The sequence below is a fragment of the Stenotrophomonas sp. GD04054 genome (assembly GCF_029836955.1).
Classification (GTDB): domain Bacteria; phylum Pseudomonadota; class Gammaproteobacteria; order Xanthomonadales; family Xanthomonadaceae; genus Stenotrophomonas; species Stenotrophomonas maltophilia_A.
Genome location: NZ_JAOECR010000059.1, coordinates 1 through 25,037 on the forward strand (window position 1 = coordinate 1; position 25,037 = coordinate 25,037).

A 25,037-nucleotide genomic window follows, 5' to 3' on the forward strand; every position below is an offset into this window, starting at 1 on the left:
CCCTGGGGAGGGAAAGCGATGAGCCTGCTGGCCTGGATCGGGATGTTCGCCGCCTGGAGCCTGTTCGCCACCTGGGTGCTGCGCTGGGGTGGCGCGGCCTGGATGGAAGGCTGGAAGTCGCTGGCCTTCGTCGACAGCTGGGGCAGCCTGTGGGACGAAGCGCAGATCAAGCTCTACTTCCTCTGCCTGTGGATCGTCTACGGGCTGTGGTTCCTGGCTGGCCTGTTCGTGCCGGAGTGGCGCGGCCTGCCGTGATTCCTCTTCATCGGTAGTGCCGGCCGCTGGCCGGCAACCGCCATTGTCCAAGGGTTGCCGGCCAGCGGCCGGCACTACCGATGCTCATGCACCTACCGTGCGATCATCCTCCCATGAAGATCTATCTTGTCGGCGGCGCCGTGCGCGACCGCCTGCTGCAGCGCCCGGCCGGCGACCGTGACTGGGTTGTGGTCGGTGCCACGCCCGCGCAGATGGAAGCGCAGGGCTTTACTGCGGTGGGCCGCGATTTCCCGGTGTTCCTGCACCCGAAGACCGGCGAGGAATACGCGCTGGCGCGCACCGAGCGCAAATCCGGCCGTGGCTATCGCGGCTTCGTGGTCGATGCCGATCCGGCGGTGACGCTGGAAGAGGACCTGCAGCGCCGCGACTTCACCATCAACGCGATCGCCTGCGATGAGGAAACCGGCACGCTGGTCGATCCTTACGGTGGCGTTCGCGATCTTGAGCAGCGCGTGTTGCGCCACGTCGGCCCTGCGTTCGTGGAAGATCCACTGCGCGTGCTGCGCGCGGCGCGCTTCATGGCGCGCTTCGCGCCACTGGGCTTCACCGTCGCCGAAGAGACCATGGCGCTGATGCGCGAGGTCGCCGCCAGTGGCGAGCTGGACGCGCTGGTGCCGGAACGCGTCTGGCAGGAACTGCGCAAGGCGCTGGTCAGTGAACGGCCCTCCGCCTTCCTGCGCACGCTGCACGATGCGCAGGCACTGGGCCCGATCCTGCCCGAGCTCGAAGCGCTGTATGGCGTGCCGCAGCGTGCCGAATTCCACCCGGAAGTCGATACCGGCATCCACCAGGAAATGGTCAGCGACATGGCCGCGAAGCTGGCACCGGGTGATGACCTGGTCGGCTTCGCTGCACTCACCCACGACCTCGGCAAGGGCCTGACCCCGCCGGAGGAATGGCCACGCCACATCATGCACGAGCAGCGCGGCATCAAACCGCTGAAGGCATTGTGCGCGCGGTTGAAGATTCCCACCGAGCACCAGCAACTGGCCGAAGCGGTCTGCCGCGAGCACTTGAACGTGCACCGCATCGACGAACTGCGCGATGCCACCGTCTTGGAACTGCTGGGCCGCTGCGATGCATTGCGCCGGCCGGAACGCGTGGCCCGCATCGCACTGTGCTGCGAGGCCGACAAGCGCGGCCGGCTCGGTTTCGAGGACGCCAACTACCCACAGGGCGAAACGCTCAAGCGCCTGCACCAGGCGGCGCTGTCAGTGCAGGCGCGGGATCTGGATACGACGCACCTTAAGGGTCCCGCCATCGGCGAAGCGCTGGCCAAGGCGCGGGTAAAAGCCATCGCCGCCGCCCGCTGAAGCCCTGGTAGTGCCGGCCGCTGGCCGGCACCTTCACATCGCCCGTCTATCGACGACGCTTGCGCGAGAAGTGGTCGACTGCATGAGCACCCAACAAGATAGGTTGCATCAAGAGGAAGAGCCAACCACCCAACCGGAGCGTCTCCACCGGATTGAACCGGGTGATGAACGCAGCTGCCAGTGCCAAACCCGCAAGAAGGCCGATCTCATAGACCCACAGCGATCGGTTAGAACGCTTGCCCACGATGCTCCTCTCCATTGAACAGGACGCACTTGCAAGCCATCGCCGCCGTCCGGCATCACGGGTAGTGCCGGCCGCTGGCCGGCAACCAGACAATCCCTGGATTCAGTGCGCCATGCCGCGGGTGATCGCCGCTGCACGCTGCTTTAGCTGGGCCACGGCATCGGGAATCATCTCCATGCCCACGTCCAGGCCCGGGTTCAGCACCAGGCCGACGCCGTCGCCGATACCGGCCAGCAACGCGTGCACCGCGATCGGCATGGCATGGGCAAACTGCGGCAGCTGCTCGTGCCACAGGCCGGCGCGCTCGGGGGCGGTGAACACCGCGAACATCGGCTCGCCGCTCTCGCTGGTCAGCACCAGCGGCGAGATGCTCTCGTCCCAGGCGCCATCTTCGCCGATGGCCTTGTCCAGCAGCACGAACGCCGTCGAGGTCAGCAGGCCGTCGAGGAACTGCGCTGCGGTCAGCGTGCCGTCCTGGGCCTGCAGCAGGCGCACCTCGAGGTCGTTGAGGGGTTCGAACGGGGTGTCGTGGTCCATGGTCGGTTCCGGTACGTGATTGCAGGGCAGACTTTAACAGGCCCGCTCCTCAACCGAGGAATCCATGACGCCACAGCCAGCCCAGCGCCGCCAGACCGGCCACCACCACCAGCATCAGCGGCAGGCCGAAGCGGTGCCGCCACGGGATCGGCACCCCTCCCAGCTGCTGGTCCATGGTCTCGGTATCCAGCACCCAGCCGTGCCCGCACCGGCAGCAGGCCAGCTCGTAGCGGCGATGGTAGGTGAGGCCGAACAGCAGGTCGATGCGCGCCATCTTGTAGCGCAGCTGGGGGGCGAACTCGGTTTCCGTCTGGCAGCGCAGGCAGTGGTGGGCTTCGGTCGGGCCGACCACCATCACCCGTTCCTGCTGGCCGATCAGGATCATGGATCAGCGGCCCTGGCAGGCGGGTTGGGCCAGCAGCCAGGCTTGGGCGGCGGCAAGGGTGGCCGCATCGCCTGTCGTCAATTCATCCGGAGTAATCCTGGCACCGGCGCCAGCGCCAGTGCGGTCTTTCATCACCGCGGTCGTCACCGCCAACACACTGCCATCCACCAAGGGCCGCGTATCGTTGCTTGTCGAGAAGCCCGCTGTCGACTGCCCGAAACTCCGCGTCTGGGGGCGCCCCCTGAATGACAGCATCGTCGCTTCGCCAGAGCTGGCGGTATTCGACCCGACCAGAACGGCGACGGGCGCGCCGGGCTGCTTGAGGGAATACCCCGGTCGACCGAATCCCAGCCTGGGACGACCATCAACCTGCACCATGGTCGGCGTCAGACTCCAGCGCCGCGACCCGTGGGCAGTAGCAAACCACCCGACCTCTTCCACGCCTGTCGACGACGTGCGCAGCAACGGCGCAACACCCAGCAGCATCGGCCACATGTTGCCCCCATGGTTGCTGCGCAGATCGACAATCCAGCCACAGCGATCGCCGCTTTCCTTGCCACGGATGACATCCTGCCATTGCAGCGCGCGCTGGATGTCCTGATTGAACTCGTCCTGCCGCGCAGCCCCCGGCGTGGCGGCATAGCCTTCGATGACCACCCAGCCAATGCGTGCATCGACGGCACCAGTCACTTTCGCCTTGGCAACGGCCTCAGCGCCGACCTGCTTCGAGCGCTCCGTGGCTTCACGCTTGCGTGCAAGCGTCATCCAGACACCATGCCCCCCGGTGCTCTCCACGATGATCTCACGCAGAGCGGTATGCAACGCACCCGGGTACGCCTGCAACGACGCCAGTCGCTTACGAGCGGCAGGCCAGTCCACTTTATCGCGGTACAAGGCTTCATGCTCGAGCAGATCCAGGATCTGTACCTGCGCTTCCGGCGAAGGTACTTCGGTGGTGGACGCGATGGCGGCCGTTGCGTTGGCTGCCAGAAGGGTCAGTATCAGCGCGCCATTCCCAGGCACTCCCTTGCACATCTGCATGCGACGTTTCCTTGTCGTTGGGTCAGGTTCACAGCATAACCGTGGCGAATCATGCCGCGCCATTATGCGGATAGCCGTTGTAGAGCCGAGCCCATGCTCGGCTGCATGGGACACGATCAAAGCAGCCGAGCATGGCTCGGCTCTACAGGGTCATGGCGCCGGTGGAATCTGTGCCGACCAAGGTCGACACCTACCAGAGCGGGTCTCGTAGCGGCGATGGTAGGTGAGGCGAACAGCAGGTCGATGCGCGCCATCTTGTAGCGCAGCTGGGGGGCGAACTCGGTTTCCGTCTGGCAGCGCAGGCAGTGGTGCGCTTCGGTGGGGCCGACCACCATCACCCGTTCCTGCTGGCCGATCAGGATCATCGATCAGCGGCTCTGGCAGGCGGGCTGGGCCAGCAGCCAGGCTTGGGCGGCGGCAAGGGTGGCTGGTCCGCTGGGGGTAGCCTGATCCGGCTGCATCCTGCCACCGTCGCCCTGGCCGTTACGGTCGGTCATGACGTTGTGGGTCAACAGCAAGGTGGTACCGTCCACCAGCGTCGTCGGTCGATTGCCGGTAGAAAAGCCCGCGCTCGGCTGACCGAAACTACGACTCCCTGGTTGCCTTCGAAACGCAAGTGCCACTGCTTCGCCGGAGCTGGCAGTGCCTGCCCCCATCACCACCGCCACCGGTGCCGTGCCCGCACGCAGCCGATACGCGCCCTGTCGTGAACGCAGCATCGATGCGTTGCCTTGCACGACTTCACCTTCCGCCTGCCGCCACCACAGCAATCCATTGGCACTACGGAAAGCGCCGATCAACGCCCCCTGCGTATCCGGCGTTCCATGCAGCAATGGCAACAAACCAAACAACATCGGCCACATGTTGCCGCCGCCATTGCTGCTTACATCCACTACCCAGCCGCACCGCATGCCGTCATCCAGGCCAGCGATACGCTCCTGCAACGCCAGCGCGTAGACCTTGCGTGCATCATAACGTTCCGATTCGCTGCGTTGCAGATCTTCCACGAAGGGGCTCACCCGCAGCACGCCGATGCGGGGATTGGCGTGCCTGGGGACAGCGAGGTCGGTCGCCTGAGCGGCATTCAAGCGCTGAGCACGTTCGGAGCGCTGACGCTGCTCGCTTGGTGAAAACCAACGGCCGTGGCCTCCGCTGCTGCGTGCGGCGGCCTCATCCAGAACACGGCGCTGTTGTGCGCGGTCATCACCTGCGGCGTTCAGGCGCGCGCGCACGTCGTTCCAATCGACGCGGCCACGGTACAAGGACTGGGTTTCCAACAATTGCAGCATCTGCTCACGCGCTTCGGGCGACGGCAGCTCCACTGTTTCCTCTGCAACAGCGGCCGCAGATGAAAGCAGCAGCATGGCGAGCATGGCGGCACGAACATTCCTTAGGTCCAGCATCGACGACTCCTTGTCATGTATCGAAGCCATAGGATAGCCGTGGCGGGATCGATCTCGCCACGCACCAGTGTTCTATAGAGCCGAGCCCATGCTCGGCTCTGTGGGATTGGACCGAAGCAGCCGAGCATGGCTCGGCTCTACAGGGTCATGGCAGCGGAGAGAGTCGTGCCGACCAAGGTCGGCACCTACCAGAGCAAGGTCATGGCGCCGGTGGAATCTGTGCCGACCAAGGTCGACACCCACCAGAGCAAGGTCATGGCGCCGGTGGAATCTGTGCCGACCAAGGTCGACACCTCACAGAGCGGGTCATGAAATCCATACCCGGCGCTACCAGTCCGCGCGCAGGCCGATGTTGCCTTCGATGATGCGGCGCTTCTCGTTGCGGTCGCCGCCCAGCTCGCGCGTGTAGTCGGCCACGGCATAGGCGCTGATGGTGCGGTTGAAGCGCCCGACCACACCCACGCCTGCTTCCAGTGCACGCGAGCGCTGCGAATTGATGATCGTGTCGTTGTCGAAGCCGACGCGGTCCTCGCCTGAACGGCCGTGCCAGTAGTTGAGCTTGAAGTACGGTTGCCAGCCGTTGTCGGCCAACTGGTAATCGCCGGCCAGGCGCAGGCCGATGCGGCCGGTCCAGGCATTGTCGTTGTCGAAACGCACGCTCGATACTTCATCGCGGCGGTCGTCCAGCGCGGTGCGCTGCCAGATCACCTGCACCTGCGGTTCCAGCCACCATGCGGACTGACCGAAGTGCAGCAGCGGCTTGCCCGCCTCCACCGACACGCTGGTGCCATCGCCCTTGATCCCGAAGCCAAGCCCACGCGAGGAGCGTACGCGGCCGTCGTAGCGGCTCTGCATCGCCACGGCGTCGATGTAGCCACCGCTGCTGTCGGTGAAGGTCCAGTACAGGCCCACGTGCTTGTCGTCCAGGCGGCTCTGGCCTAACTGCACGTTCTCCCAGCCCAGTGCCAGGCCGGTGGTCTTGCCCTGCGCGCGGGTGCGGCCGACGAACACGCCGATCTGGTTGCGGTGGTTGTCAGAGGCAGCAGCCCACACATCGAGGCCGGCCTGCAGGCCCATCACATCGCCATCAAAGCCGGGCTGCGCATCCCCCTTCCAATGGATCTCGCTGCTCTGCCCCACCAGACGGCCCCAGGCCGTGCGGAATGCGCCCTGGTTGTACAGCAGGCGCTGCTCGCCCTGCCGCTCATGGAACGTGCCGAGGCTGGCCAGCGAGGTCTCGCGCAGCAGCGGCGGCACCACGGCGTAGGTGGCGGTTTCCACGCGGTACAGCGGCACCACTGCGCCCTCGGCGGGGCGCGCGCCCGGCGTCGGCGGCGCACCTGTACCGGGCAGGCTGCCACCCGCCACCGGTACGTCCGGCACCGCCGGATCACTGGGCGGCGCCACCGGCACGGGTTCCGGCGGCGGTGGTGGCGGTGCGGTCTCGCCTGCGGTCAGATCCGGATCGGTGGCACCTTCGGGCGGCGGTGGCGGTGCTGGGGTGATCGGTGGTGGGGGTGCGACGGGTGGCGTCGGCGGCGGCGGCACGCCATTGATACCGCTTCCGTTGGGCGCCGGTGCAGGCCCGGCCACCACGGTCGAGCGCAGGTACCAGTTCTCGCTGGTACCGGCACTGACACCGCCCTTGAACAGGAAGTACTCGTAGGCACCGGCTGCCACCGGTGCGAACAGCGAAAACGCGCCCGGCGCGGTGCGACCACCATTCAAGGCCTGCACCACCAGGATGCCATCGGCCAACGTGGCCGCTCCACTGCCTCCAGCGTTGATGACGCCGATGCCGGTCGTGCCGGTGGCGGCACCGCCATCGATCACCAGTCGATCGCTGGTGGAATTGTCCGCGCCGAGCACGGTACGCAGGTACAGGCCACCGCCGTCACCGCGGTAGTTGCCACGCACTGTGAACACGTCGCCAGCGCCGGTACCGGTCAGGTCGATGCGCCCGGCATTGACCATCTCCACCAGTGTGCCACTGTTGAACGGACGGACGGCATAGCCGCCACTGCCCGCGTAGACAGTGCTGGTGTCATCCACCGTGAGCGTGCCGGTGCCGGTTCCGCTGTCACCCAGCACCAGATCACCATCGAAGGTCAGCTCGGTGCTGTTGGCCAGGCTGATTGTCTCCCAGTTCTGGAAGCGTCCCACGCCCGCAGCCTTGACGTTGTTGAAGTTGAGCTGATCGATGCCACTGCCACCGTCGAACAGCGGCACTGCACCAAGGTTGCCCTGGTTGAGGTTGCTGAGGTTGGCCACGTCGTTGTCCGGCCCCATGTCGATCGCGCCGTAGACGATGCCGCCGCCGTTCCAGTTGAAGGTGTCGTTGCCGGTGCTGAGCAGTACCTGGCCGCGCACGGTGCCATCGGTGATGGTCACGCTGTCGGCACCACCACTGACACTGATGTTGCCGCCGATGTAGGCCGTACCCGAGATGATGATGGTGTCGGTGTCGAAGCCGGTGACCACGTTGCCCTCAACGATGCCGCCGGACTGATCCCACAGATTCTTGTCCAGCTTCATGTTGACGCGGCCGATGCGGCCAGCGGTCATCCAGGCCTGGTCGCCATCCTCGAACGCACCGACGATGCGGCCACCGCTCATGCGGAAGGTATCGATGTTGTCGCCCTGCTGCAGCGCGCCGATCGTGCCGCCACTCATGACGAAATCATCGCGGCCACTGCCCTGCACCACCACGCCGGTGACGGTGCCGCCGGTGACAGTCATCTGGTCATCGCCACCGCCCTGGTCGACGCTGTCGATCGTGCCGTCACTGAGCAGCAGCACATCGTTTCCATCGCCCTGCAGTACGCCTCCGGTGATGCTGCCGGCCTGCATCTCGAGGCGATCGTTGCCCGCATCGAACTGCACGCCGGTCTGACCACTGATCGTTCCCCGATTGACCAGCACGCTGTCGCCTGCGCCGATGAACTGCAGGGCAATGTTGTTGCCGGTGCTGATGCTGCCGCGGTTGTCGACGCGGCTGCCGCCCCCAAGCTGCACGGCCGCACCGCCCACCGAACTGATCGTGCCCTGGTTTGACAGCAGGTGACCACCGGCACCGACCAGCACGAGGGCCGATCCACCACCACTCTGCTGCAACTGGGCACCATTGCCGATGTTGACGGTGATTCCGGCCGCGCCACTGGCGGCAACGGGAACGGTCTGCGGATTCGGTGCGTTGGCATCACAGGTGACGGTCTGGCCGGCGGTCGGTGCCGGGTTGTTGCAGCCCGCCCAGGCGACGCTGGCGGTCGTCAGAAGCAGGGACGGAACGGCGAGGGCCTGCAACACGGAAACAGCAAGGCGGCGCGGGCGGAACGCACGCGGAACGGCACGGGACATGGGGCACTCCTGGACGGGAAATCAGGAACTGCGTATGTGCGGCACTGCGCTTGCAGTCTGCCGTGTGGTGAACCGTTTCGACAGGTGAACTTGCGTGCAGAGAATCACAGTTCAGATGTGAAATCGCCCGGTCCTCACGCCAATGTGATGTGGCTGAAATCGTTCATTTTTTCGGCACTTGGGAATCACGCGCAAAGCATCCACGCATGGCGTGGATCTACTGACCCATCGCGCCCCGCCCGATTGATCCACGCCACGTGGCAATGAAGCGCATCGCCAGTAGTTCCACGCCATGCGTGGATTAGGCGCCATCAGATCTTCAGATAGATCTTCCGCCGGTCCAGCCACCACGCCACGCCCCACCACAGTGCGACGAACACCAGCGCCTGCAGCATCGACGCCAGTTCCAGCGCCTGCGGCATCGCCGTGGCCAGATGCTGCCAGATCCAGCCCCAGGCGCCGGTCGCCATCAACACCACCGACATCACCGATGCGCCCAGATAGGCGGTGATTGCATTGACCCCGAAGCGCCGGCCCAGCGCGGGCCAGCCCTTCTGGTCGATCAGCACGTGGCCCAGCCACAGCACCAGCGCCGCAAGACCGCCCGTCCACAGCACGTAACTGGGCGTCCACAGCTGTTTGTTCAGCGGCAACACGATGGCCAGCAACAGGCCGAGCACAGCGGTCGCCACGCCCAGCCCGGCCAATGCCGCCGAACGCCCGTTGCGCAGCAGGCCACCGGCAAGCAGGCCGAGCACCGTGCTGGCCAGCGCGCCCAGCGTACTCAGCAATCCTTCCGGGTCATGTCCGAGCCCGGTATCGGCATGCCACTGGTAGATCCACGGTGCGAACAGCGCGGTATCCAGACGACTGGCCGGATTGGTCCACGACGCCAGATCGCCGACGCCCAGCAGCAGTACGGTATACCCCACCAGCAGACTGACCAGTACGGCCGCCTGTGCGCGCGGACGCGCATACACCGCCAGTACGCCCACCAGCGCCGCGCATACCGCGATCCGCTGCAGTACGCCCCATATGCGGAAGTGATGGGTATCCAGCGCCCACCAGATCAGCAGGTGCAGCAGCGCACCGGCCACCAGGATGCGCAGTGCGCGCTCCAGCACGCCGCGTGCCAATGCCGGTCGCGCCGACGCGTCCAGCGCGCGTGGCGCCACGCTGAAGGCCATCGACACGCCCACCAGGAACAGGAAGAACGGGAACACCAGGTCGGTAGGCGTGCAGCCATGCCATTCCGAATGACGCAGCGGCGCGAACACCGCGCTCCAGTCACCCGGGTTGTTGACCAGCAGCATTGCCGCCACGGTAATGCCGCGCAGGGCATCGATCGAGCCCAGCCGGCGTGGCGGCATACTGTTCATCAGGCGGCCTCGTACTGTCCGGCAATCCAGGTGCCACGCACCTGCAGGGCATCGTCCAGCAGCACCAGGTCGGCCTGGTAGCCCTCGGCGATGTGGCCCAGACGATCGTCAACGTTGAGGAACTGCGCCGGATAGGTCGAGGCCATGCGCGCGGCTTCGGCCAGTGGCTGGCCGAGCAGCTGCACGGTGTTGCGCACCGCGGTGGCCATGTCCAGCGCCGAGCCCGCCAGCGAACCGGCGGCATTGCGCACCACGCCGTCGATGGCGGTGATGGTTTCGCCGTACAGCACGTAACTGGGATCGTCGGCGCCAACCGGCGGCATCGCATCGGTGACCAACAGCAGGCGACCACGCGGCTTGGCTGCCAGCGCCACGCGCAGGCTGGCCGGATGCACATGCACGCCATCGACGATGATGCCGATCCAGCTGTCGCGGTCCTCCAGCGCAGCACCCACCGCGCCGGGCTCACGGCCCTGCAGCGGCGACATCGCGTTGTACAGGTGGGTGAAGCCACGCACGCCTGCATCCAGACCGGCGCGGATCTCTTCGTAGGTGCCTGCGGTATGCCCAGCGGCAACGATCACGCCGCGCTCGACCAGCGCGCGAATGGTCTCCAGCGGCACGCGTTCCGGTGCCAGCGTCAGCAGTGTCACACCGTTGTCCAGCGATGCGGCCAGCGCGATCTCTGCTTCGTCTGGCACACGGAACTTGCTGGCATCGTGCGTACCCTTGCGGGCCGGCGCGATGTACGGTCCTTCCAGATGGATGCCGATCACGCCTGGCACACCCTGCGCGATCGCCTCGCGCAGCGCATCGATGGCTTCACGCATCACGCCTACGTCATCGCTGATCAGCGTCGGCAGCATCGCGGTGGTACCGAAGCGGCGGTGCGCCTGCGCGATGGTCCGCAGCGACGCCACGTCCGGCGTGTTGTTGAACAGCGCGCCGCCGCCACCATTGACCTGCACATCGATGAAACCGGGCAGCAGCCAGCCACCGCCCAGATCAACCTGCTCGGCGGCCTGGCCCAGCTGCGGCGCTGCATCGGGCAGCAGCGCGCTGATGCGGCCGTGCTCGATCACCACCGCCAGATCATCGCGGAATTCGTCGCCTGCCAGGATGCGGGCATTGCGCAGGACCGTGGCCATCACACCGTCTCCGTGACCTTGTTCAGGTGCGGCGGCAGATCCGGGTTGAAGCCACGACGCAGCGCCAGCGCGTTGATGGCGCGGTAGAAGCTCTGCACGGTCAGCAGAGGTGCGCACAGCGGATGCGGCGCGGCCGCTACCGGCAGGTTGCCGCCGGCACCGGCCATCCACACCTGCGCGCCACGCGAAGTAAATTCTTCGACCACCGCACGAGTGCCGGCGCCGGTTTCGTCGGGCTGGGCAAAGGCCAGCACCGGGAAGCCGCGATCGACCAGCGCCATCGGGCCGTGCTTGACCTCGGCCGAGCTGTAGGCCTCGGCATGCAGGCTGCAGGTTTCCTTGAACTTCAGTGCGGCTTCCTGCGCAGCGCCGAGGCCCAGCCCGCGGCCGAGCACGAACAGGTTGGTCGCCTCGACCAGACCCTCGGTCACCGGCGTCCAGTCGCACTGCCAGGCCTCGCGCATCGCATCCGGCAGCAGATCCAGCGCATTGCGCAGGCTGCTGTCCTGCTTCCAGTACGCGGCCAGCTGCAGCAGTGCGGCCAGCGAAGCCAGGTAGCTCTTGGTCGCTGCCACGCTCTTCTCGGCACCGGCATGCAGCGGAATGACCGTGTCGGCCAGCTGCGCCAACGGCGAATCCTCGACATTGACCAGCGCGATCACGCGCGCGCCGGCGGACTTGGCAGCTTCCGCGTTGCGCAGCAGGTCCGGGCTCTTGCCCGACTGCGAGATGACGATGAACAGCGCGCCACGCAGCTGGAGCGGTGCGGCATAGACCGACCCCACCGACGGCGAGGCCGAGGCCACCACCAGGCCCAGCTGGGTTTCCAGCAGGTACTTGCCATAGGTGGCGGCATGGTCGGAGCTGCCGCGTGCGCAGGTGACCACGAACGGCGGCGGCGCGGCGCGCAGGCTGGCGGCCAGGGTTTCCATGGTGGCGTGGTTGCGCGAGAACTGGCGCGCGACCACGTCGGCCGCTTCAGCGGCCTCGGCGAACATCAGGGTGGACGTGGGGTCTGACAGCGACATGGCAGGCTCAGGCAGGATCGGAAGGAAGGGGGCGTGCGCCGGCCGGGCGCATCGGCGCGGTCGAACCGCGCACCACCAGCTGCGGCACGAAGCCCTGGTTGTGCAGCGGTGCCGGCGCATCGTCATAGGCGTCGCTGCGCAGCTGTGCGATCAGCAGGCGCGCGGCATGGCGGGCGATGTCTTCGGTGGCCTGCTTGGCGGTGGTCAGCGGCGGCCACGACTGGCGCGAGAACGGGCTGTCCTCGAAACCGGCGATGGACAGGTCATACGGCACGTTCATGCCCGCCGACTTCGCGGCGGCCAGCACACCGGCGGCGATTTCGTCGTTGGAACCGAAGATGGCCGTGGGCGGCTCGCGCAGCGCCAGCAGGCGGCGTGCGCCCCGGAAACCATCGTCGAAGGTGTAGTCGCCCTGCACCACCAGGTGCTTGTCCACGGTCATGCCGTAGTCCTTCAGTGCGGCTTCGTAACCGGCATAGCGCTCGCCCGATGAGCGGTGCGAGATGCCGCCCCAGAGGAAGCCGATGCGCTGGTGGCCCAGCTGGATCAGGTGCTCGGTGATCTCGTAGGCGGCCTCGCGGTCGTCGACGAACACGCAGGCGCCGTCGGCCGGGTCTTCGGTGGCGGCAATGATGCGCACCAGCTTGATGCCGCGCGCGGTCAGTGCCTGGATCAGGTCGCGGCGCTCGGACATCGGTGCGGTCAGCACCAACCCGGCCAGGCGCGAACGCTGCACCCAGTCGGCCAGCTCATCGGCCAGCAGCGGCGAGCTGGAATCGCAGGGATGGATCTGCAGGCCGAAACCGGTCTCGCGGCACGCGGCCAGTACGCCGTTCTGCACGCCGATGATGTGGTACGGGTTCGGGTTGTCGTAGACCAGCCCGATCACGAAGGTGGTGCCGCTGCGCAGGTTGCGCGCGGATGGATCGGGTTCGTAATCGAGTTCAGCGATGGCACGCAGCACCCGCGCACGGGTGGCCTGCATCACCGAAGGCTCGTTGTTGATCACCCGCGAGACCGTCTTCAGCGAGACCTTGGCCTTTTCCGCAACGTCCTTGATGGTCGCTCTGCGCATGGGTTTTCCCTGGGGTTGGCTGCCGTCCATCATCGCCGATCAGGCCTTGTCCTGCGGCAGGCCGGCGCGGTGGCCGACCACCGAGTAGAACAGGATGTACAGGTAGCACGGCACCATCAGCAACACGAACACCAGCTGGAAGTCGATGTGCTGCTTGAGCACGGCGAACAGCTGCGGAATGATCGCGCCACCGGCAATGCCCATCACCAGCAGGGCCGAGCCGGTTTCGGTGAAGCGGCCCAGGCCGCGGATCGCCAGCGGGAAGATCGCCGGCCACATCATGGCGTTGGCGAAGCCCAGCAGGGCCACGAAGGCCACCGAAACGTAGCCGTGGGTGGCCCAGGCACCCAGGCAGAACACCACGCCCAGCACCGCCGAAATGGTCAGGTAGCGCGACTGCGACACGACCTTGGGGATCAGCAGCAGGCCGACCACGTAGCCCACCAGCATCGCGCCAAGGGTAAGCGAGGTGAACATCTTGGTCTGGTCCAGCGGCAGGTCGAAACCATGGCCGTAGGTGCCGATCGCATCACCGGCCATCACCTCCACGCCCACGTAGACGAACAGGCACAGCACGCCCAGCCACAGGTGCGGGAACTGGAAGATGCTGCGGCGCTCGGCGGCACCGGCAGCCGCCGGCGTGGCGTTGGCTTCGGACGACTTGATTTCCGGCAGCGGCGAGAACAGCACCGCCACCGCCAGCACCACCAGCAGCGCAGCCATCGCCAGGTACGGGGTGTGGATCTTGGCGGCAAACTCGTTCAGCAGCGCGGCCTTGGTCACCGCATCTGCCGCCTGCACCTGCGCATCGAGGTCACCGATGCCGTGCAGCACCAGCGTGCCGATAAGCACCGGCGCCAGCATGCCAGCGATCTTGTTGCAGATGCCCATCAGCGCGATGCGGCGTGCCGCCGTCTCGATCGGGCCGAGGATGGAGATGTAGGGGTTGATCGCAGTCTGCAGCAGGGCCAGGCCGCTGCCGATCACGAACAGGCCGCCAAGCGCGCCCGGGTACCAGCGCTGGGTGGCGAACTCACCGAACAACGCAGCACCACCGGCCATCACCAGCAGGCTCAGGCTCAGGCCCTTTTTCATGCCGGTGCGGCGCAGGATCCAGGACGCCGGCAGGGCCAGGAAGAAGTAGGACAGGTAGAACACCATCAGCACCAGGAAGGCGCCGACCTCGCTGAGTTCAAAGGCGAGCTTGACGAAGGTGATCAGCGGGCCGTTGAGCCAGGTGAAGAAGCCGATCAGGAAGAACAACACGCCAACGATGGCGATGGAGGTGGCCACGTTCGGGCGCGCGCTTGCAGCGGGGACGGCGGACATCAGGAGGGCTCCTGCGGCGACGGCCGCAGAACACGGCGTCGGAGAGTGGCTGGGAACAACGTTGTCACATTCTTTCGATGGACAGCTGCGGTTTGTCAACTTCCACGCGCAGCCCTGTGAACCTCGTGCTGCACTGCGCAACCCGATCGCAACGCATCGTGCTGAATGCGCCGAAGGCCTTGGCCCATGTGCGGCAACGGTTCCCACGTGAAACCCGCACTCACGCCATGTAAACGTTTACTGCATGTCGCATTCGTTGCGATGCAGCAACGAAAGTGTCACGAACTCGTTGACATCGTTGTCAGCGGGGTTACAGACTCCGCCCCAATCGCCGCCCCCGATCCCGGGGCCGGCCCCACCTGCAGCAGGAGCCCGCGTGACCGCCAGCCACCCCGCCCCGGCCCATGTCCTGTCCCGAGTCGCGCCGACGTTCCTGGCCGCCGACGTCGGTGGCACCCATGTGCGCGTGGCCCGGGTCCAGGCCAGCGGTGATGCCGCCCATCCGGTGCAGGTGCTGGAGTACCGCAAATACCGCAACGCCGACCATGCCGGCCTCAGCGCGATCCTGTCCGACTTCCTCGGCGAAGGCCCGCGGCCCACGCATTGCGTGGTCGCCAGTGCCGGCTACGCACGCGAGGACGGCACGGTGATCACCGCCAACCTGCCGTGGCCGCTGTCGGCGCGCCAGGTGGAAGCCGACGTCGGCCTGCAGCGGGTCTACATCGTCAACGACTTCGAAGCCGTGGCCTACGCCGCCGCGCAGGTTGACGCCAGTGGCGTGCTGCACCTGTGCGGACCGGAAACCGCCGCCCGCGGCCCGACCCTGGTGGTCGGCCCCGGCACCGGCCTCGGCGCCGCGCTGTGGATTCCCACCGCGCACGGTCCGGTGGTATTGCCGACCGAAGCCGGCCAGCCGACCCTGGCAGCCAGCACCGAACTGGAAATGGCCATCGTCCGCCACATGCAGCGCGACCGCGCGCACGTGTCGATCGAACACGCGATCTCCGGCCCGGGCCTGATGAACCTGTACCGCGCGGTGTGCGCACTGCAGGGCCAGGCGCCGAGCCTGACCAGCCCCGACGCGGTCACCGCTGCGGCCATGGCCGACAGCGATGCACATGCGCGCCAGGCGCTGGATGTGTTCTGCGGCCTGCTCGGCAGCACCATCGGCGACATGGCGCTGTTCTACGGCGCCCACGGTGGCGTCTACCTGGCCGGCGGCATCCTGCCGCAGATCCGTGAATACCTGCACGCCAGCACTTTCGTCGACCGCTACCTGCAGAAGGGACCGATGGGCGAAGCGCTGGCACGCATCCCGGTGAAGGTCGTCGAGCACGGCCAGCTGGGCGTGGTCGGCGCTGCCAGCTGGTACCTGCAGCAGTCGGCCGCCTGACACCGCAACAGGCTTCAACGCAATCGCAGCACGCAGTACGTGGCACGCCAACGCACGGGACTTCGCCGCCGCCCCGCGCATGTCATCGCAACCGTAATCGAACACCGCCGCCGGCATCCAATCGAGTGATGAGGAGAGACATCATGAACACCCGCAAGACCCTGCTTTCGGCCGCCATCGTCAGCTGCCTCGCCTTCAGCGCGCACGCGCAGCAGGCCACCCAGACCGCCACCGACCTGGATACCGTGCAGGTCACCGGCATCCGTGGTTCGATGGAAAAGTCGCTGGATACCAAGCGCGAAGCCAATGCGCGCGTGGAAGTGGTCACCGCCGAAGACGTGGGCAAGCTGCCCGCGCACAACGTCGCCGACACCCTGCAGCGCCTGCCGGGTGTGAACATCAGCTCGTCCAGCGCCGACGAAGGCGGCTTCGACGAAGCCGACCGTGTCAGCCTGCGCGGCACCAGCCCGAGCCTGACCCAGACCCTGATCAACGGCCATACCGTCGGCTCGGCCGACTGGTTCGTGCTCAGCCAGGGCAACAACGTCGGCCGCAGCGTCAGCTACTCGCTGCTGCCGTCGGAACTGGTCAGCTCGGTGGAAGTGAACAAGTCCTCGCAGGCCAAGCTGCAGGACGGCGGCACCACCGGTACCGTTAACATCATCACCCGCAAGCCGCTGGAATTCTCCAAGCAGTTCACCGCGGAAGGCTCGATCGGCGCGGTGCGCTCGGACCAAGCCAAGTCGAACGACCCGCAGCTGTCGGCGCTGTTCAACTACAAGAACGATGAAGGCACCTTCGGCGTGATGCTGCAGGCCTTCAGCCAGAAGCGCGAGCTGCGCCGCGAAGCGCAGGAAATTCCGGGTGGCTTCTTCACTATCGAAGCCAACGATCCGGTGGCCAAGACCAACCCGGATCTGCTCGGCGTACAGGTTCCGGGCCTGCTGGGCTCAACCCTGTTCGAGCAGACCCGCAAGCGTACGGGTGGCCTGGTCTCGCTGCAGTTCAAGCCGACCGATGATCTGAGCTTCGTACTCAGCGGCTTCAGCTCCAAGCTGAAAGCCAACAACTACAACCGCAACTTCATGATGTTCGGCAACAGCTTCGGCAAGTCGCAGGCGCCTGATCCGGGCTATGTGGTGAAGGATGGCGTGCTGACGCAGGCCAGCTACAAGGGCATGCCCGACACCAACTACGCGGTGTACGACATGATCTACCGCGAGTCGACGGCCAAGACCAACTACATCACCCTGGATGCCGACTGGCAGGTCAGCGAAAACCTGACTGCGAAGTTCCAGGCCGGTACCACCAAGGGCACTGGCGAAACGCCGCGCCAGTACATCGCCGAGCTGTTGACTGCAAAGGGTGGCGGCGCCAGCTGGACCACCCATGGCAACGGCTCGCCGGTGGACTGGAATGTGGGGGGCGATATCAGTCCTGCCGGCGCCAGCTGGGGCGGCACCTGGGGCAACCAGCAGGTCACTGCGATCGACAAGGAAAAGTGGGCCAACGTCGATTTCAGCCAGTACTTCAACACAGGCGTGCTGAGCTCGATCGATTTCGGCGCGCGCTACGCCGACCACACGCGTGAAGCAAAGTCGCCGGAAGGCGCCACCCCAGGCAACATCTGGGACGCCCTGCGCGGCAGCCCCACCGCCAACTACCCGGGTGGCTTCGCCGGCGACATCGGCGGCAACTTCCCACGCAACATCTGGTACTACACCCCGGCAGCACTGCGTAATGCGGTGACCAACAACTCCGAATGGCTGTCGGGCAATGACGGTCCGGATGGCCGCCACAACTATGGCGCCGAATGGAAGGTGACCGAAAAGAACTTCGCCGCCTACGTGCAGGGCAACTTCAGCGGCGACCGCTGGAGCGGTAACGTCGGCCTGCGCTACGTCAACATCAAGCAGGACATCGATACCTACGCCACCGCCATGGGCTCGACCGTGCCGGACGTGAAGAGCCTGTTCGGTGCGTGGACCCGCGAAGCCTTCGAGAACAAGCACAACCGCGTGCTGCCGAGCGCGAACTTCAAGTACGACCTGCGCGACGACCTGGTGCTGCGCCTCGCCGCCTCGCAGACCCAGACCCTGCCCGACTACTCCGCACTGGGTGCGTCTTCGTACGGCTCGGATCTGAACCGAAAGGGCGGCGGCGGCAATCCGAAACTGAAGCCGGTGATCTCGACCAACTTCGACGCCAACCTGGAGTGGTACTTCATGCCGCGCGGCATGCTTTCGGTCGGTGCGTACTCGATGCGCCTGAAGGACTACGTGGCCTTCAGCACCGAGAAGCAGATGCTGTTCAGCGAGCTGACCAACCAGCTCGAGGAGTACGACATCTCGCGTCCGAAGAACGCCGATGGCAAGGTGCGCGGTATCGAAGTGGCCTACGAGCAGCCGATCGGCGAGTACTTCGGCGTCAACGCCAATTACACCTACGCTGATGGCAGCACCGAGCACACCTGGGCCGATGGAACCGACAACCTGCTCGGCACTTCGAAGAACACCTACAACGTGGGTGCCTACTTCGAGAACGACACCTTCGGTGCACGCGTCAGCTACACGCGCCGTTCGTCGTTCCTGATCGGCCTGTCCGGTGCCAACCCGTACTACCAGGATGACTTCGGCACGCTGTCGGCATCGCTGAGCTACAAGGCCACCGACTGGCTGAGCATCAGCTTCGATGCGCTCAACCTCAACAACCCGACCTACAAGTACTACCAGACCGCGGCCATCCCGACCTCGTTCTACAGCAACGGTCGCCAGTACTACCTCAACTTCCGCTTCAAGTACTGATCCAGCGGCGGCAACATCGCCGAGTCGTGCACGCACGCCGGGCCTGGGTCATTCCGGGCCCGGCGTTTTTCATGTATAGCGTTCATCGCACCGTTCCAAGGAGTCGTTCCGATGGTCAAGCCTTCCCGCGCCCGGACGCGCAGCGCAGTGCTGCTGGGCAGCCTGCTCGCCCTGCTGCCGGCACTGCCGGCACTCGCCGCCGATCCCACGCCTGCCGCTGAAGCACCCGGCGCGCAGCTGCGCGCCGGCAGCCTGATGCTGATTCCCGCCCCCAGCAATGTGCAGGCCGGCCAGGGCAGCGGCATCACCGTTCGCGCCGACACCGTGCTGCAGGCCGAAGGCGAAGTCGCGCAGCGCGTCGCCGCCCAGTTCGCCGACCTGTTGGCCCGCAGTGGTGGCCCGCGCCTGGTCCTGGCCAAGGGCAAGGCTGCAGCCAAGACCGGCAGCATCCGCTTCCAGATCGTGCCCACCTTCCGCGACAGCGGCGAAAGCTACACGCTGGAAAGCACCGCGCAGGGCGTGCTGGTGCAGGCCGGCAACGAAACCGGCCTGTTCTATGGCGCGACCACCCTCGCCCAGCTCGCCACCGGCGGCAGCAATGGGGTGCTGCCAGCGGTGCAGATCCAGGATGCGCCACGCTTCAGCTGGCGCGGTTTCATGCTCGACTCGGCACGGCATTTCCAGAGCCTTGACGAGATCAAGCGCGTGCTCGACGCAATGGCTGCGCACAAGCTCAACACCTTCCACTGGCACCTCACCGATGACCAGGGCTGGCGCATGGAGATCAAGCGCTACCCGAAGCTGACCGAAGTGGGCAGCTGCCGCCTGCCTGCCGGCGACGGTGGCATCGATCCGGTCAGCGGCCAGGAGCATCCGTACTGCGGCTTCTACACGCAGGACCAGATCCGCGAAGTGATCGCCTATGCCGCGAAGCTGCATATCCAGGTGATTCCGGAAATCGATGTGCCGGGGCACGCGACCGCAGCGATCGCCGCGTATCCGGAGCTGGGTTCGATCAATACCCCGCTGAAGCCGATCAGCGAATGGGGCGTGTTTCCGAACCTGTTCAACGTGGAAGGCAGCACCGTCACCTTCCTCGAGAACGTGCTGGAGGAAGTGATCGAACTGTTCCCGGCCAAGTACGTGCACGTAGGTGGCGACGAGGCAGTGAAAGACCAGTGGGAAGCCTCCAGGCAGGTGCAGCAGCGCATGCGTGCACTGGGCATCAAGGATGAGATGGCCATGCAGAGCCACATCATCAAGCGCCTGGAGACGTTCCTGGAGGAGCACGACCGGCGCCTGATCGGCTGGGATGAGATCCTCGAAGGTGGTCTGCCGCCGCAGGCCACGGTGATGTCGTGGCAGGGCACCGAAGGTGGCCTCGCTGCGGCCAGTGCCGGGCATGACGTGATCATGTCGCCGGTCGGCTACCTGTACCTGGATTACCTGCAGACTGCCTCGCCGAACGAACCGCCGGGCCGTCCGACCCAGGTCAATCTCGGCAAGCTCTACAACTTCGAGCCGGTGCCGGCCGAACTGGCCGCAGACAAGCGCGGGCACATTCTCGGCCTGCAGGCCAACATGTTCACCGAGCACACGCGCAGCTATGCACGCCTGCAGCACAACCTGTTCCCGCGCCTGGCCGCTGTGGCCGAGACCGGTTGGAGCACGCCGGAACATCGCGACTTCCGCGATTTCCTCGCACGCCTGCCGGCACAGCTGCAGCGCTACCGTGCCTGGGGCCTGGCCTATGCGCAGACCCCGTTCGAAGTAGGCGTGGACTATACCGATGATCGCGCGAAGAACACCGTGACCGTGTCGCTGGCCAATCCGCTGGGCTATGAGGTGCGCTACAGCACCGACGGACAGCCGGTGACCGCGCAGTCGCCGCTGTACCAGCAGCCGCTGACCGGAAAGCTGCCAACCACCGTGCAGGCTGCTGCGTTCTATCAGGGTCAGATGCTGGCGGCGAAGCCGACGGTTGCGGACTTCACTGCGCAATCGCTGTTCAGCCGCCGCAGTGATGAACTGCTCAGCTGCGTGGGCAAGAAGGGACTGGTGCTGCGCCTGGAAGACGATGGCCCGCGCGAGGGCCCCCGTGCAGTGTTCAACGTGGACATCTTCCAGCCGTGCTGGCGCTGGCCGCAGGCGCAGCTGGACGGTATCGGCAGCGTGGAAGTGCGTGCAGGTCGCATCCCGTACTACTTCCAGCTGGCCCACGACGAGCCCAAGCGTCGCTTCGAGAAGGCCAAGCGCGCGCATGGCGAGATGCAGGTGCGTCGCGGTGACTGCAGCGGCAAGGTGCTGGCCGAAGTGCCGCTGCCGGCCAAGCCGGATGCCGATGGCTTCGTGACCCTGCGTGCGACGCTGCCGAAGGACACCCAGGGCACGGGTGATCTGTGCATCAACTTCACCGGCGACACGCGCCCGGCGATGTGGGTGCTGGATGAGGTCACGCTGGGGAAATGACGGCAGGTCTGTCCTGGTGGGTGCCGACCTTGGTCGGCACCCCGGGCAGTTCATCCACGCATGGCCACGCATGGCGTGGATCTACGGATTCCATCCACGCATGGCGTGGATCTACAGGTGGGTGCCAACCTTGGTTGGCACGCCTTTACCCCCGCCAGCGCAGTAGCAGGTCGCGCATCGGGGTCAGTGCGGTGGCCATGCCGGCCAGCACGCCAATGGTGTTGGCCAGCGCATCCATTGGGTCAGCCATGCGATTGCTGGTCAGTGCGCCCTGCGCGAACTCGATGCCGATGCCCATCAGCACCAGGCCCAGGCCCACCCACAGCAACGGGCGGCCGCGACGGAACAGCTGCACCGCGCTGCCGGCCAGGATGAAATAGGCGAGGAAGTGCTCGCCCTTGTCGCTGTTTTCCGGCAGCGGGATCGGCGGCGGTGGGATCAGGCAGACCACGATTACCAGCAGTACTGCCGCCGCCCACAGCGCGGCCCAGAGCCGGGGCCGCCGCAGCGGCTTGATCACCGGCAACGCGTGGCTCACAGGCGCCAGCTCAGGTCACCCAGCTCGAAGGCCGGTTCGAAGTCGACGCCTCGCTGCAGGCCGATGGCCTGGAAGCGCTCGCCCATTTCCGTCGGCAGGGTCAGCTTCTTCACCTGGTCGCGCAGCTGGATGCGGCCGACCTCATCGGTGCGTTCCTCGGCCAGCAGCAGCACCTGGTCCAGGCCGTTGCCAAGCAGGAAACTGGCCTGGCTGCAGTAACCGGCCAGCTCGAAACCGCCGTGCATGCCGGCCTCGGCCATCGCGGTGAAATCCACCGACGCCGTGATGTCCTGCAGGCCCGGCCAGCGGTGCACGTCGTTGTGCACGTGGTGGCGGTAGAACGCACGCACGGTGCCATCGTCACGGTCGTGCTGGTAGAACTCGCCGCGGTTGTAACCGTAGTCGACGAACAGCATCGCGCCACGCTGCAGGCCACCGGCGACCGCCTGCAGCCAGTACGGCAGCTGCGGCAGCACTTCGGAGCGGTAGCCCTCGGCGAAGGGCTTTTCCAGATAGCGCTCGATGTGGCGTACCGCGCCATTGAGCAGGATGTCGGCCGGCTGCGCGCCGCGGATGAAGTTGCCTTCGGCATCCAGCTCCACGGTTTCCTCGTAGACCTCGCCATCCCGGATCAGGAAGCGCGGGGTCGGCAATGCGTCGATCACCTCGTTGGCGAACACCACGCCCTCCCAGTCCTCCTCGAACGGGCGGTCGACCCAGTCCACGCGCGCCGCCAGCTCGGCCGGCAGGTTCTGCTGCAGGCGCTGCTGCTGGCGTTCGCGCAGGTCGGCGCTGGGTTCGAGGATCGCGTAGCGCGACGGCAGTGCGTCGAGCTCGGCCAGGCGCATCAGCACCGCCTCGGCGAAGGCGCCGGTACCACCGCCGAGCTCCAGCATGCGCGCCTGCGTACCCAGCTGGGCGAACACCGGCGCCAGCGCATTGGCCACGCTGCCGGCGAACAGGCTGCCGAGCTCGGGCGCGGTGGTGAAGTCACCGCTGCCACCGAACTTGCTGGCGCCGGCGCTGTAATAGCCCCAGCCGGGGGTGTACAGGCACAGTTCCATGAAGCGCGAGAACGGCATCGCCCCGCCCTGCGCAAGGATTTCGGCGCGCAGGGCGGCGGCCAGCTGGTCGCTGTGGGCCAGGGCATCGGCTTCGGGCAAGGGGAAGGTGGGCTGCATGGCGTCTTCGAATGCGGTGACAATGGTGCACAGGATAGCCGAGCCTTGGAGGACCCTCGATGAGCGACACCCACCCCGTGGTCCTGATCACCGGCAGCGCGCGCCGGATCGGTGCAGCCATCGCCCGCCAGTTCCATGCCTGTGGCTGGTCGGTGGTGCTGCACGCCAACACCTCCAGCGCGGAGCTGCAGCAGGCCGCGTTCGATTTCGACAACGTGCGCCCGGGCAGCGTGCTGGCCCTGCAGGCCGACCTGCGCGACGCCGACGCCCTGGCCGACCTGGTGGAGCAGGCCGTCACCCACTTCGGGCGACTGGATGCACTGGTCAACAACGCCTCCAACTTCTTCCCCACCCCGCTCGGCCAGGTCACCGCCGAGGCGATGGACGAGCTGTATGCGGTCAATGCGCGCGCGCCGCTGCTGCTGTCACAGGCGGCGGCGCCCTACCTGCGCCGCCAGCAGGGCTGCATCGTCAACCTGACCGACCTGCACGGCACCGACCCGATGCGCGACCACATCGCCTACACCATGGCCAAGGCCGCGCTGGAGATGGCCACCCGCTCGCTGGCGCTGGAGCTGGCGCCGAAAGTGCGGGTCAATGCGGTAGCGCCGGGGGCGATCCTGTGGCCGGAACACGGCAAGGACGATTTCGCCCGCGAGGCGCTGTTGGCACGCACGCCGCTGGCACGGATCGGCACGGTCGAGGAGATCGCCGAGGCGGTCTACTGGCTGGTGGCCGAAGCCAGCTTCGTCACCGGCCACACCCTGCGCGTGGATGGTGGGCGTACGGTCAGTTGAAATGTTGCCGGCCAGCAGCCGGCAACCACCCTCATTCCAGGTCCACCACCTCGAACGCCTCGCCAAACTGCGTGTGCGCACGCCACAGCGTTGCCAGGTCCAACCCGCTGACCGGGTCGATGAAGCCCGGCGCGATGTCGGCCAGCGGCTTCAGCACGAAGGCATGCTTCAGCTCCGGGCGCGGAATGCGCAGGTGGCCAGGGCCTTCCACCACCAGGTCGCCGTAGAACACCACGTCGATGTCCAGGGTCCGGTCGGAGAAGCGTGGCCCGCTGCGATCGCGGCCGTGCGCGTCTTCCAGCGCATGCAGCCAGTCGTCCAGTTCCTGCAGCGGCAGGTCGGTCTCGATCGCCACTGCATTGTTGAGGAAGGCCGGGCCATCGAAGCCGACCGCGGCGGTACGGTAGGCCGGCGACACCTGCAGCGCGCCGAAGCGCTCGCGCAGGGCCGCCACCGCGGCGTGGAGGTAGCGGCGGGGCTGGACATTGCTGCCCAGGCTCAGGAGCACGGTCGTCATGCGGTTCAGGTGGCAGCGATGGGGGCGTGGACATGCCGTCGTCACGGCGGCCTGCCTACAATCCGGGACGCACATGATAGGGCACCGACATGACCTATTGCGTTGGAATCGAGGTGGACGAGGGCCTGGTCTTCGCTGCCGACACCCGGACCAATGCCTCGCTGGACGATGTGCGCGTGCACCGCAAGCTGCACGTGTTCGAGTACCCCGGCCAGGCAGCCTACGTGCTGATGGCGGCTGGCAACCTGGCCACCACCCAGCTGCTGGTGTCGCGCCTGGGGCGCGATGCCGCCGAACGGCGCACGCCCAACCTGCGCGACATGGCCCATCTGTTCGAAGCCTCCGAGTACGTCGGCCAGCTGCTGGTGGACAGCCAGGTGCACAGCAGCCACAGCGAACACGGCCATGACGGGGTCAACACCCAGGCCACGCTGATCTTCGGCGGCCAGATCGCCGGCGAGCGTCCCGGGCTGTACATGATCTACCCGCTCGGCAACGCCATCGCTGCTTCGCCGGAGACGCCATACCTGCAGATCGGTGAGTCCAAGTACGGCAAACCTATCCTCGACCGCATCCTCAGCCCGGCCACACACCTGGAGGATGCCGCGCGTACGGCGATCGTCTCGCTGGACTCCACCATCCGTTCCAACCTGTCGGTGGGCCTGCCGATCGATCTGGCGCTGCTGCGCGACGGCGAGCTGCGCATCGGCCAGCAGCTGCGGCTGGGCGCGGATTCGGCGTTGTATGCCGATATTCACCAGAACTGGTCGCGGCGGCTGGAACAGGCGATGGACGCGCTGCCGCGTTTCCCCTGGGAAACCCT

23 protein-coding genes are annotated in these 25,037 nt (G+C 66.4%); 8 read left to right on the forward strand and 15 right to left on the reverse strand.

The genetic code is table 11. The features are described 5' to 3' along the window. Both N7573_RS19475 and N7573_RS19480 read left to right on the forward strand, forming a co-directional pair. The coding region (locus N7573_RS19475; protein ID WP_279943253.1) for a hypothetical protein at positions 1–255 on the forward strand (255 nt) is incomplete at its 5' end. Between the two features lie 113 nt (positions 256–368). Beyond that, the gene (locus N7573_RS19480; protein ID WP_279912862.1) at positions 369–1,589 is read left to right on the forward strand and encodes a multifunctional CCA addition/repair protein; all 1,221 of its coding nucleotides are present in this window, start codon (positions 369–371) and stop codon (positions 1,587–1,589) included. 46 nt (positions 1,590–1,635) lie between these two features. Here the strand turns inward: N7573_RS19480 and N7573_RS19485 are convergent, their stop codons facing one another. The 6 genes from N7573_RS19485 to N7573_RS19510 all read right to left on the reverse strand — a co-directional run bounded on the left by N7573_RS19485 (position 1,636) and on the right by N7573_RS19510 (position 5,199). Continuing rightward, positions 1,636–1,833 carry a hypothetical protein gene (locus N7573_RS19485; protein ID WP_125895627.1) on the reverse strand — a complete coding sequence of 66 codons (198 nt, stop codon included), beginning with the start codon at positions 1,831–1,833 and terminating at the stop codon, positions 1,636–1,638. A gap of 102 nt (positions 1,834–1,935) precedes the next feature. After that, a complete protein-coding gene (locus N7573_RS19490; protein ID WP_005419309.1) occupies positions 1,936–2,370 on the reverse strand; it encodes an SseB family protein in 435 nt (144 codons plus the stop codon). Between the two features lie 49 nt (positions 2,371–2,419). Then, entirely contained in the window at positions 2,420–2,755 is a 336-nt protein-coding gene (locus N7573_RS19495; RefSeq protein WP_107432995.1) for a hypothetical protein, read from the reverse strand. A gap of 3 nt (positions 2,756–2,758) precedes the next feature. Next, positions 2,759–3,796, reverse strand: coding sequence for a S41 family peptidase (locus tag N7573_RS19500; protein ID WP_279912852.1), 1,038 nt, complete (start codon positions 3,794–3,796; stop codon positions 2,759–2,761). Positions 3,797–3,912: 116 nt separating this feature from the next. Further along, a complete protein-coding gene (locus tag N7573_RS19505) occupies positions 3,913–4,161 on the reverse strand; it encodes a hypothetical protein (RefSeq protein WP_177179533.1) in 249 nt (82 codons plus the stop codon). Between the two features lie 3 nt (positions 4,162–4,164). Next, the gene (locus N7573_RS19510; protein WP_279912854.1) at positions 4,165–5,199 is read right to left on the reverse strand and encodes a S41 family peptidase; all 1,035 of its coding nucleotides are present in this window, start codon (positions 5,197–5,199) and stop codon (positions 4,165–4,167) included. A 165-nt stretch (positions 5,200–5,364) separates the two neighbouring features. On the opposite strand from N7573_RS19510, the gene N7573_RS19515 reads away from it, so the two are divergent. Next, the gene (locus tag N7573_RS19515; RefSeq protein WP_277779312.1) at positions 5,365–5,511 is read left to right on the forward strand and encodes a hypothetical protein; all 147 of its coding nucleotides are present in this window, start codon (positions 5,365–5,367) and stop codon (positions 5,509–5,511) included. Between the two features lie 15 nt (positions 5,512–5,526). On the opposite strand, the gene N7573_RS19520 is transcribed toward N7573_RS19515, so the two are convergent. The 6 genes from N7573_RS19520 to N7573_RS19545 all read right to left on the reverse strand — a co-directional run bounded on the left by N7573_RS19520 (position 5,527) and on the right by N7573_RS19545 (position 14,515). Beyond that, positions 5,527–8,556 (reverse strand): autotransporter outer membrane beta-barrel domain-containing protein, encoded by a 3,030-nt coding sequence (locus tag N7573_RS19520; RefSeq protein ID WP_279912855.1) that lies wholly within the window; start codon positions 8,554–8,556, stop codon positions 5,527–5,529. Between the two features lie 311 nt (positions 8,557–8,867). Then, a complete protein-coding gene (locus tag N7573_RS19525) occupies positions 8,868–9,935 on the reverse strand; it encodes a heparan-alpha-glucosaminide N-acetyltransferase domain-containing protein (protein ID WP_279912856.1) in 1,068 nt (355 codons plus the stop codon). After that, on the reverse strand, positions 9,935–11,083 hold the full coding sequence (gene nagA / locus N7573_RS19530; RefSeq protein ID WP_279912857.1) for an N-acetylglucosamine-6-phosphate deacetylase: 1,149 nt from the start codon (positions 11,081–11,083) through the stop codon (positions 9,935–9,937). Before nagA ends, N7573_RS19525 begins: the two co-directional genes overlap by 1 nt. After that, the gene (locus tag N7573_RS19535; protein WP_279912858.1) at positions 11,083–12,111 is read right to left on the reverse strand and encodes an SIS domain-containing protein; all 1,029 of its coding nucleotides are present in this window, start codon (positions 12,109–12,111) and stop codon (positions 11,083–11,085) included. The genes nagA and N7573_RS19535 overlap by 1 nt, the downstream gene beginning before the upstream one ends. A 7-nt stretch (positions 12,112–12,118) precedes the next feature. Continuing rightward, the gene (locus tag N7573_RS19540; protein ID WP_006391719.1) at positions 12,119–13,186 is read right to left on the reverse strand and encodes a LacI family DNA-binding transcriptional regulator; all 1,068 of its coding nucleotides are present in this window, start codon (positions 13,184–13,186) and stop codon (positions 12,119–12,121) included. Between the two features lie 39 nt (positions 13,187–13,225). Beyond that, positions 13,226–14,515, reverse strand: a complete 1,290-nt coding sequence (locus N7573_RS19545; RefSeq protein WP_032128949.1) for a sugar MFS transporter — start codon at positions 14,513–14,515, stop codon at positions 13,226–13,228. A 376-nt stretch (positions 14,516–14,891) separates the two neighbouring features. On the opposite strand from N7573_RS19545, the gene N7573_RS19550 reads away from it, so the two are divergent. The 3 genes from N7573_RS19550 (at position 14,892) to N7573_RS19560 (ending at position 21,181) form a co-directional block, all read left to right on the forward strand. After that, a complete protein-coding gene (locus N7573_RS19550; protein WP_279912859.1) occupies positions 14,892–15,908 on the forward strand; it encodes a glucokinase in 1,017 nt (338 codons plus the stop codon). A 143-nt stretch (positions 15,909–16,051) separates the two neighbouring features. After that, positions 16,052–18,712 carry a TonB-dependent receptor gene (locus N7573_RS19555; RefSeq protein WP_279912860.1) on the forward strand — a complete coding sequence of 887 codons (2,661 nt, stop codon included), beginning with the start codon at positions 16,052–16,054 and terminating at the stop codon, positions 18,710–18,712. Positions 18,713–18,823: 111 nt separating this feature from the next. Further along, entirely contained in the window at positions 18,824–21,181 is a 2,358-nt protein-coding gene (locus N7573_RS19560; RefSeq protein ID WP_279943254.1) for a family 20 glycosylhydrolase, read from the forward strand. 145 nt (positions 21,182–21,326) lie between these two features. Here N7573_RS19560 and N7573_RS19565 read toward each other — a convergent pair whose 3' ends face one another. After that, positions 21,327–21,719: a VanZ family protein gene (locus tag N7573_RS19565; protein ID WP_279913955.1), complete on the reverse strand. Its 393-nt coding sequence runs from the start codon at positions 21,717–21,719 to the stop codon at positions 21,327–21,329. Next, complete coding sequence (locus tag N7573_RS19570) at positions 21,716–22,900, reverse strand: SAM-dependent methyltransferase (protein WP_189720043.1); 1,185 nt, start codon at positions 22,898–22,900, stop codon at positions 21,716–21,718. The genes N7573_RS19565 and N7573_RS19570 overlap by 4 nt, the downstream gene beginning before the upstream one ends. A gap of 59 nt (positions 22,901–22,959) precedes the next feature. On the opposite strand from N7573_RS19570, the gene N7573_RS19575 reads away from it, so the two are divergent. Then, positions 22,960–23,697, forward strand: coding sequence for a pteridine reductase (locus tag N7573_RS19575; protein WP_279913956.1), 738 nt, complete (start codon positions 22,960–22,962; stop codon positions 23,695–23,697). A 31-nt stretch (positions 23,698–23,728) separates the two neighbouring features. Here N7573_RS19575 and folK read toward each other — a convergent pair whose 3' ends face one another. After that, positions 23,729–24,214, reverse strand: coding sequence for a 2-amino-4-hydroxy-6-hydroxymethyldihydropteridine diphosphokinase (folK, locus tag N7573_RS19580; RefSeq protein WP_279913957.1), 486 nt, complete (start codon positions 24,212–24,214; stop codon positions 23,729–23,731). 89 nt (positions 24,215–24,303) lie between these two features. On the opposite strand from folK, the gene N7573_RS19585 reads away from it, so the two are divergent. Beyond that, positions 24,304–25,037, forward strand: a 734-nt coding sequence (locus N7573_RS19585) for a 20S proteasome subunit A/B (RefSeq protein ID WP_279943255.1), incomplete at its 3' end; no start/stop codon positions are given.

Bases quoted from the DNA above. Each gene is read 5' to 3' on its own strand.
- N7573_RS19480 (WP_279912862.1), top strand. From the start codon at position 369: ATGAAGATCTATCTTGTCGGCGGCGCCGTGCGCGACCGCCTGCTGCAG.
- N7573_RS19490 (WP_005419309.1), bottom strand. From the start codon at position 2,370: ATGGACCACGACACCCCGTTCGAACCCCTCAACGACCTCGAGGTGCGC.
- N7573_RS19495 (WP_107432995.1), bottom strand. From the start codon at position 2,755: ATGATCCTGATCGGCCAGCAGGAACGGGTGATGGTGGTCGGCCCGACC.
- N7573_RS19500 (WP_279912852.1), bottom strand. From the start codon at position 3,796: ATGCAGATGTGCAAGGGAGTGCCTGGGAATGGCGCGCTGATACTGACC.
- N7573_RS19505 (WP_177179533.1), bottom strand. From the start codon at position 4,161: ATGATCCTGATCGGCCAGCAGGAACGGGTGATGGTGGTCGGCCCCACC.
- N7573_RS19510 (WP_279912854.1), bottom strand. From the start codon at position 5,199: ATGCTGGACCTAAGGAATGTTCGTGCCGCCATGCTCGCCATGCTGCTG.
- N7573_RS19520 (WP_279912855.1), bottom strand. From the start codon at position 8,556: ATGTCCCGTGCCGTTCCGCGTGCGTTCCGCCCGCGCCGCCTTGCTGTT.
- N7573_RS19525 (WP_279912856.1), bottom strand. From the start codon at position 9,935: ATGAACAGTATGCCGCCACGCCGGCTGGGCTCGATCGATGCCCTGCGC.
- nagA (WP_279912857.1), bottom strand. From the start codon at position 11,083: ATGGCCACGGTCCTGCGCAATGCCCGCATCCTGGCAGGCGACGAATTC.
- N7573_RS19535 (WP_279912858.1), bottom strand. From the start codon at position 12,111: ATGTCGCTGTCAGACCCCACGTCCACCCTGATGTTCGCCGAGGCCGCT.
- N7573_RS19540 (WP_006391719.1), bottom strand. From the start codon at position 13,186: ATGCGCAGAGCGACCATCAAGGACGTTGCGGAAAAGGCCAAGGTCTCG.
- N7573_RS19545 (WP_032128949.1), bottom strand. From the start codon at position 14,515: ATGTCCGCCGTCCCCGCTGCAAGCGCGCGCCCGAACGTGGCCACCTCC.
- N7573_RS19555 (WP_279912860.1), top strand. From the start codon at position 16,052: ATGAACACCCGCAAGACCCTGCTTTCGGCCGCCATCGTCAGCTGCCTC.
- N7573_RS19560 (WP_279943254.1), top strand. From the start codon at position 18,824: ATGGTCAAGCCTTCCCGCGCCCGGACGCGCAGCGCAGTGCTGCTGGGC.
- N7573_RS19570 (WP_189720043.1), bottom strand. From the start codon at position 22,900: ATGCAGCCCACCTTCCCCTTGCCCGAAGCCGATGCCCTGGCCCACAGC.
- N7573_RS19575 (WP_279913956.1), top strand. From the start codon at position 22,960: ATGAGCGACACCCACCCCGTGGTCCTGATCACCGGCAGCGCGCGCCGG.
- folK (WP_279913957.1), bottom strand. From the start codon at position 24,214: ATGACGACCGTGCTCCTGAGCCTGGGCAGCAATGTCCAGCCCCGCCGC.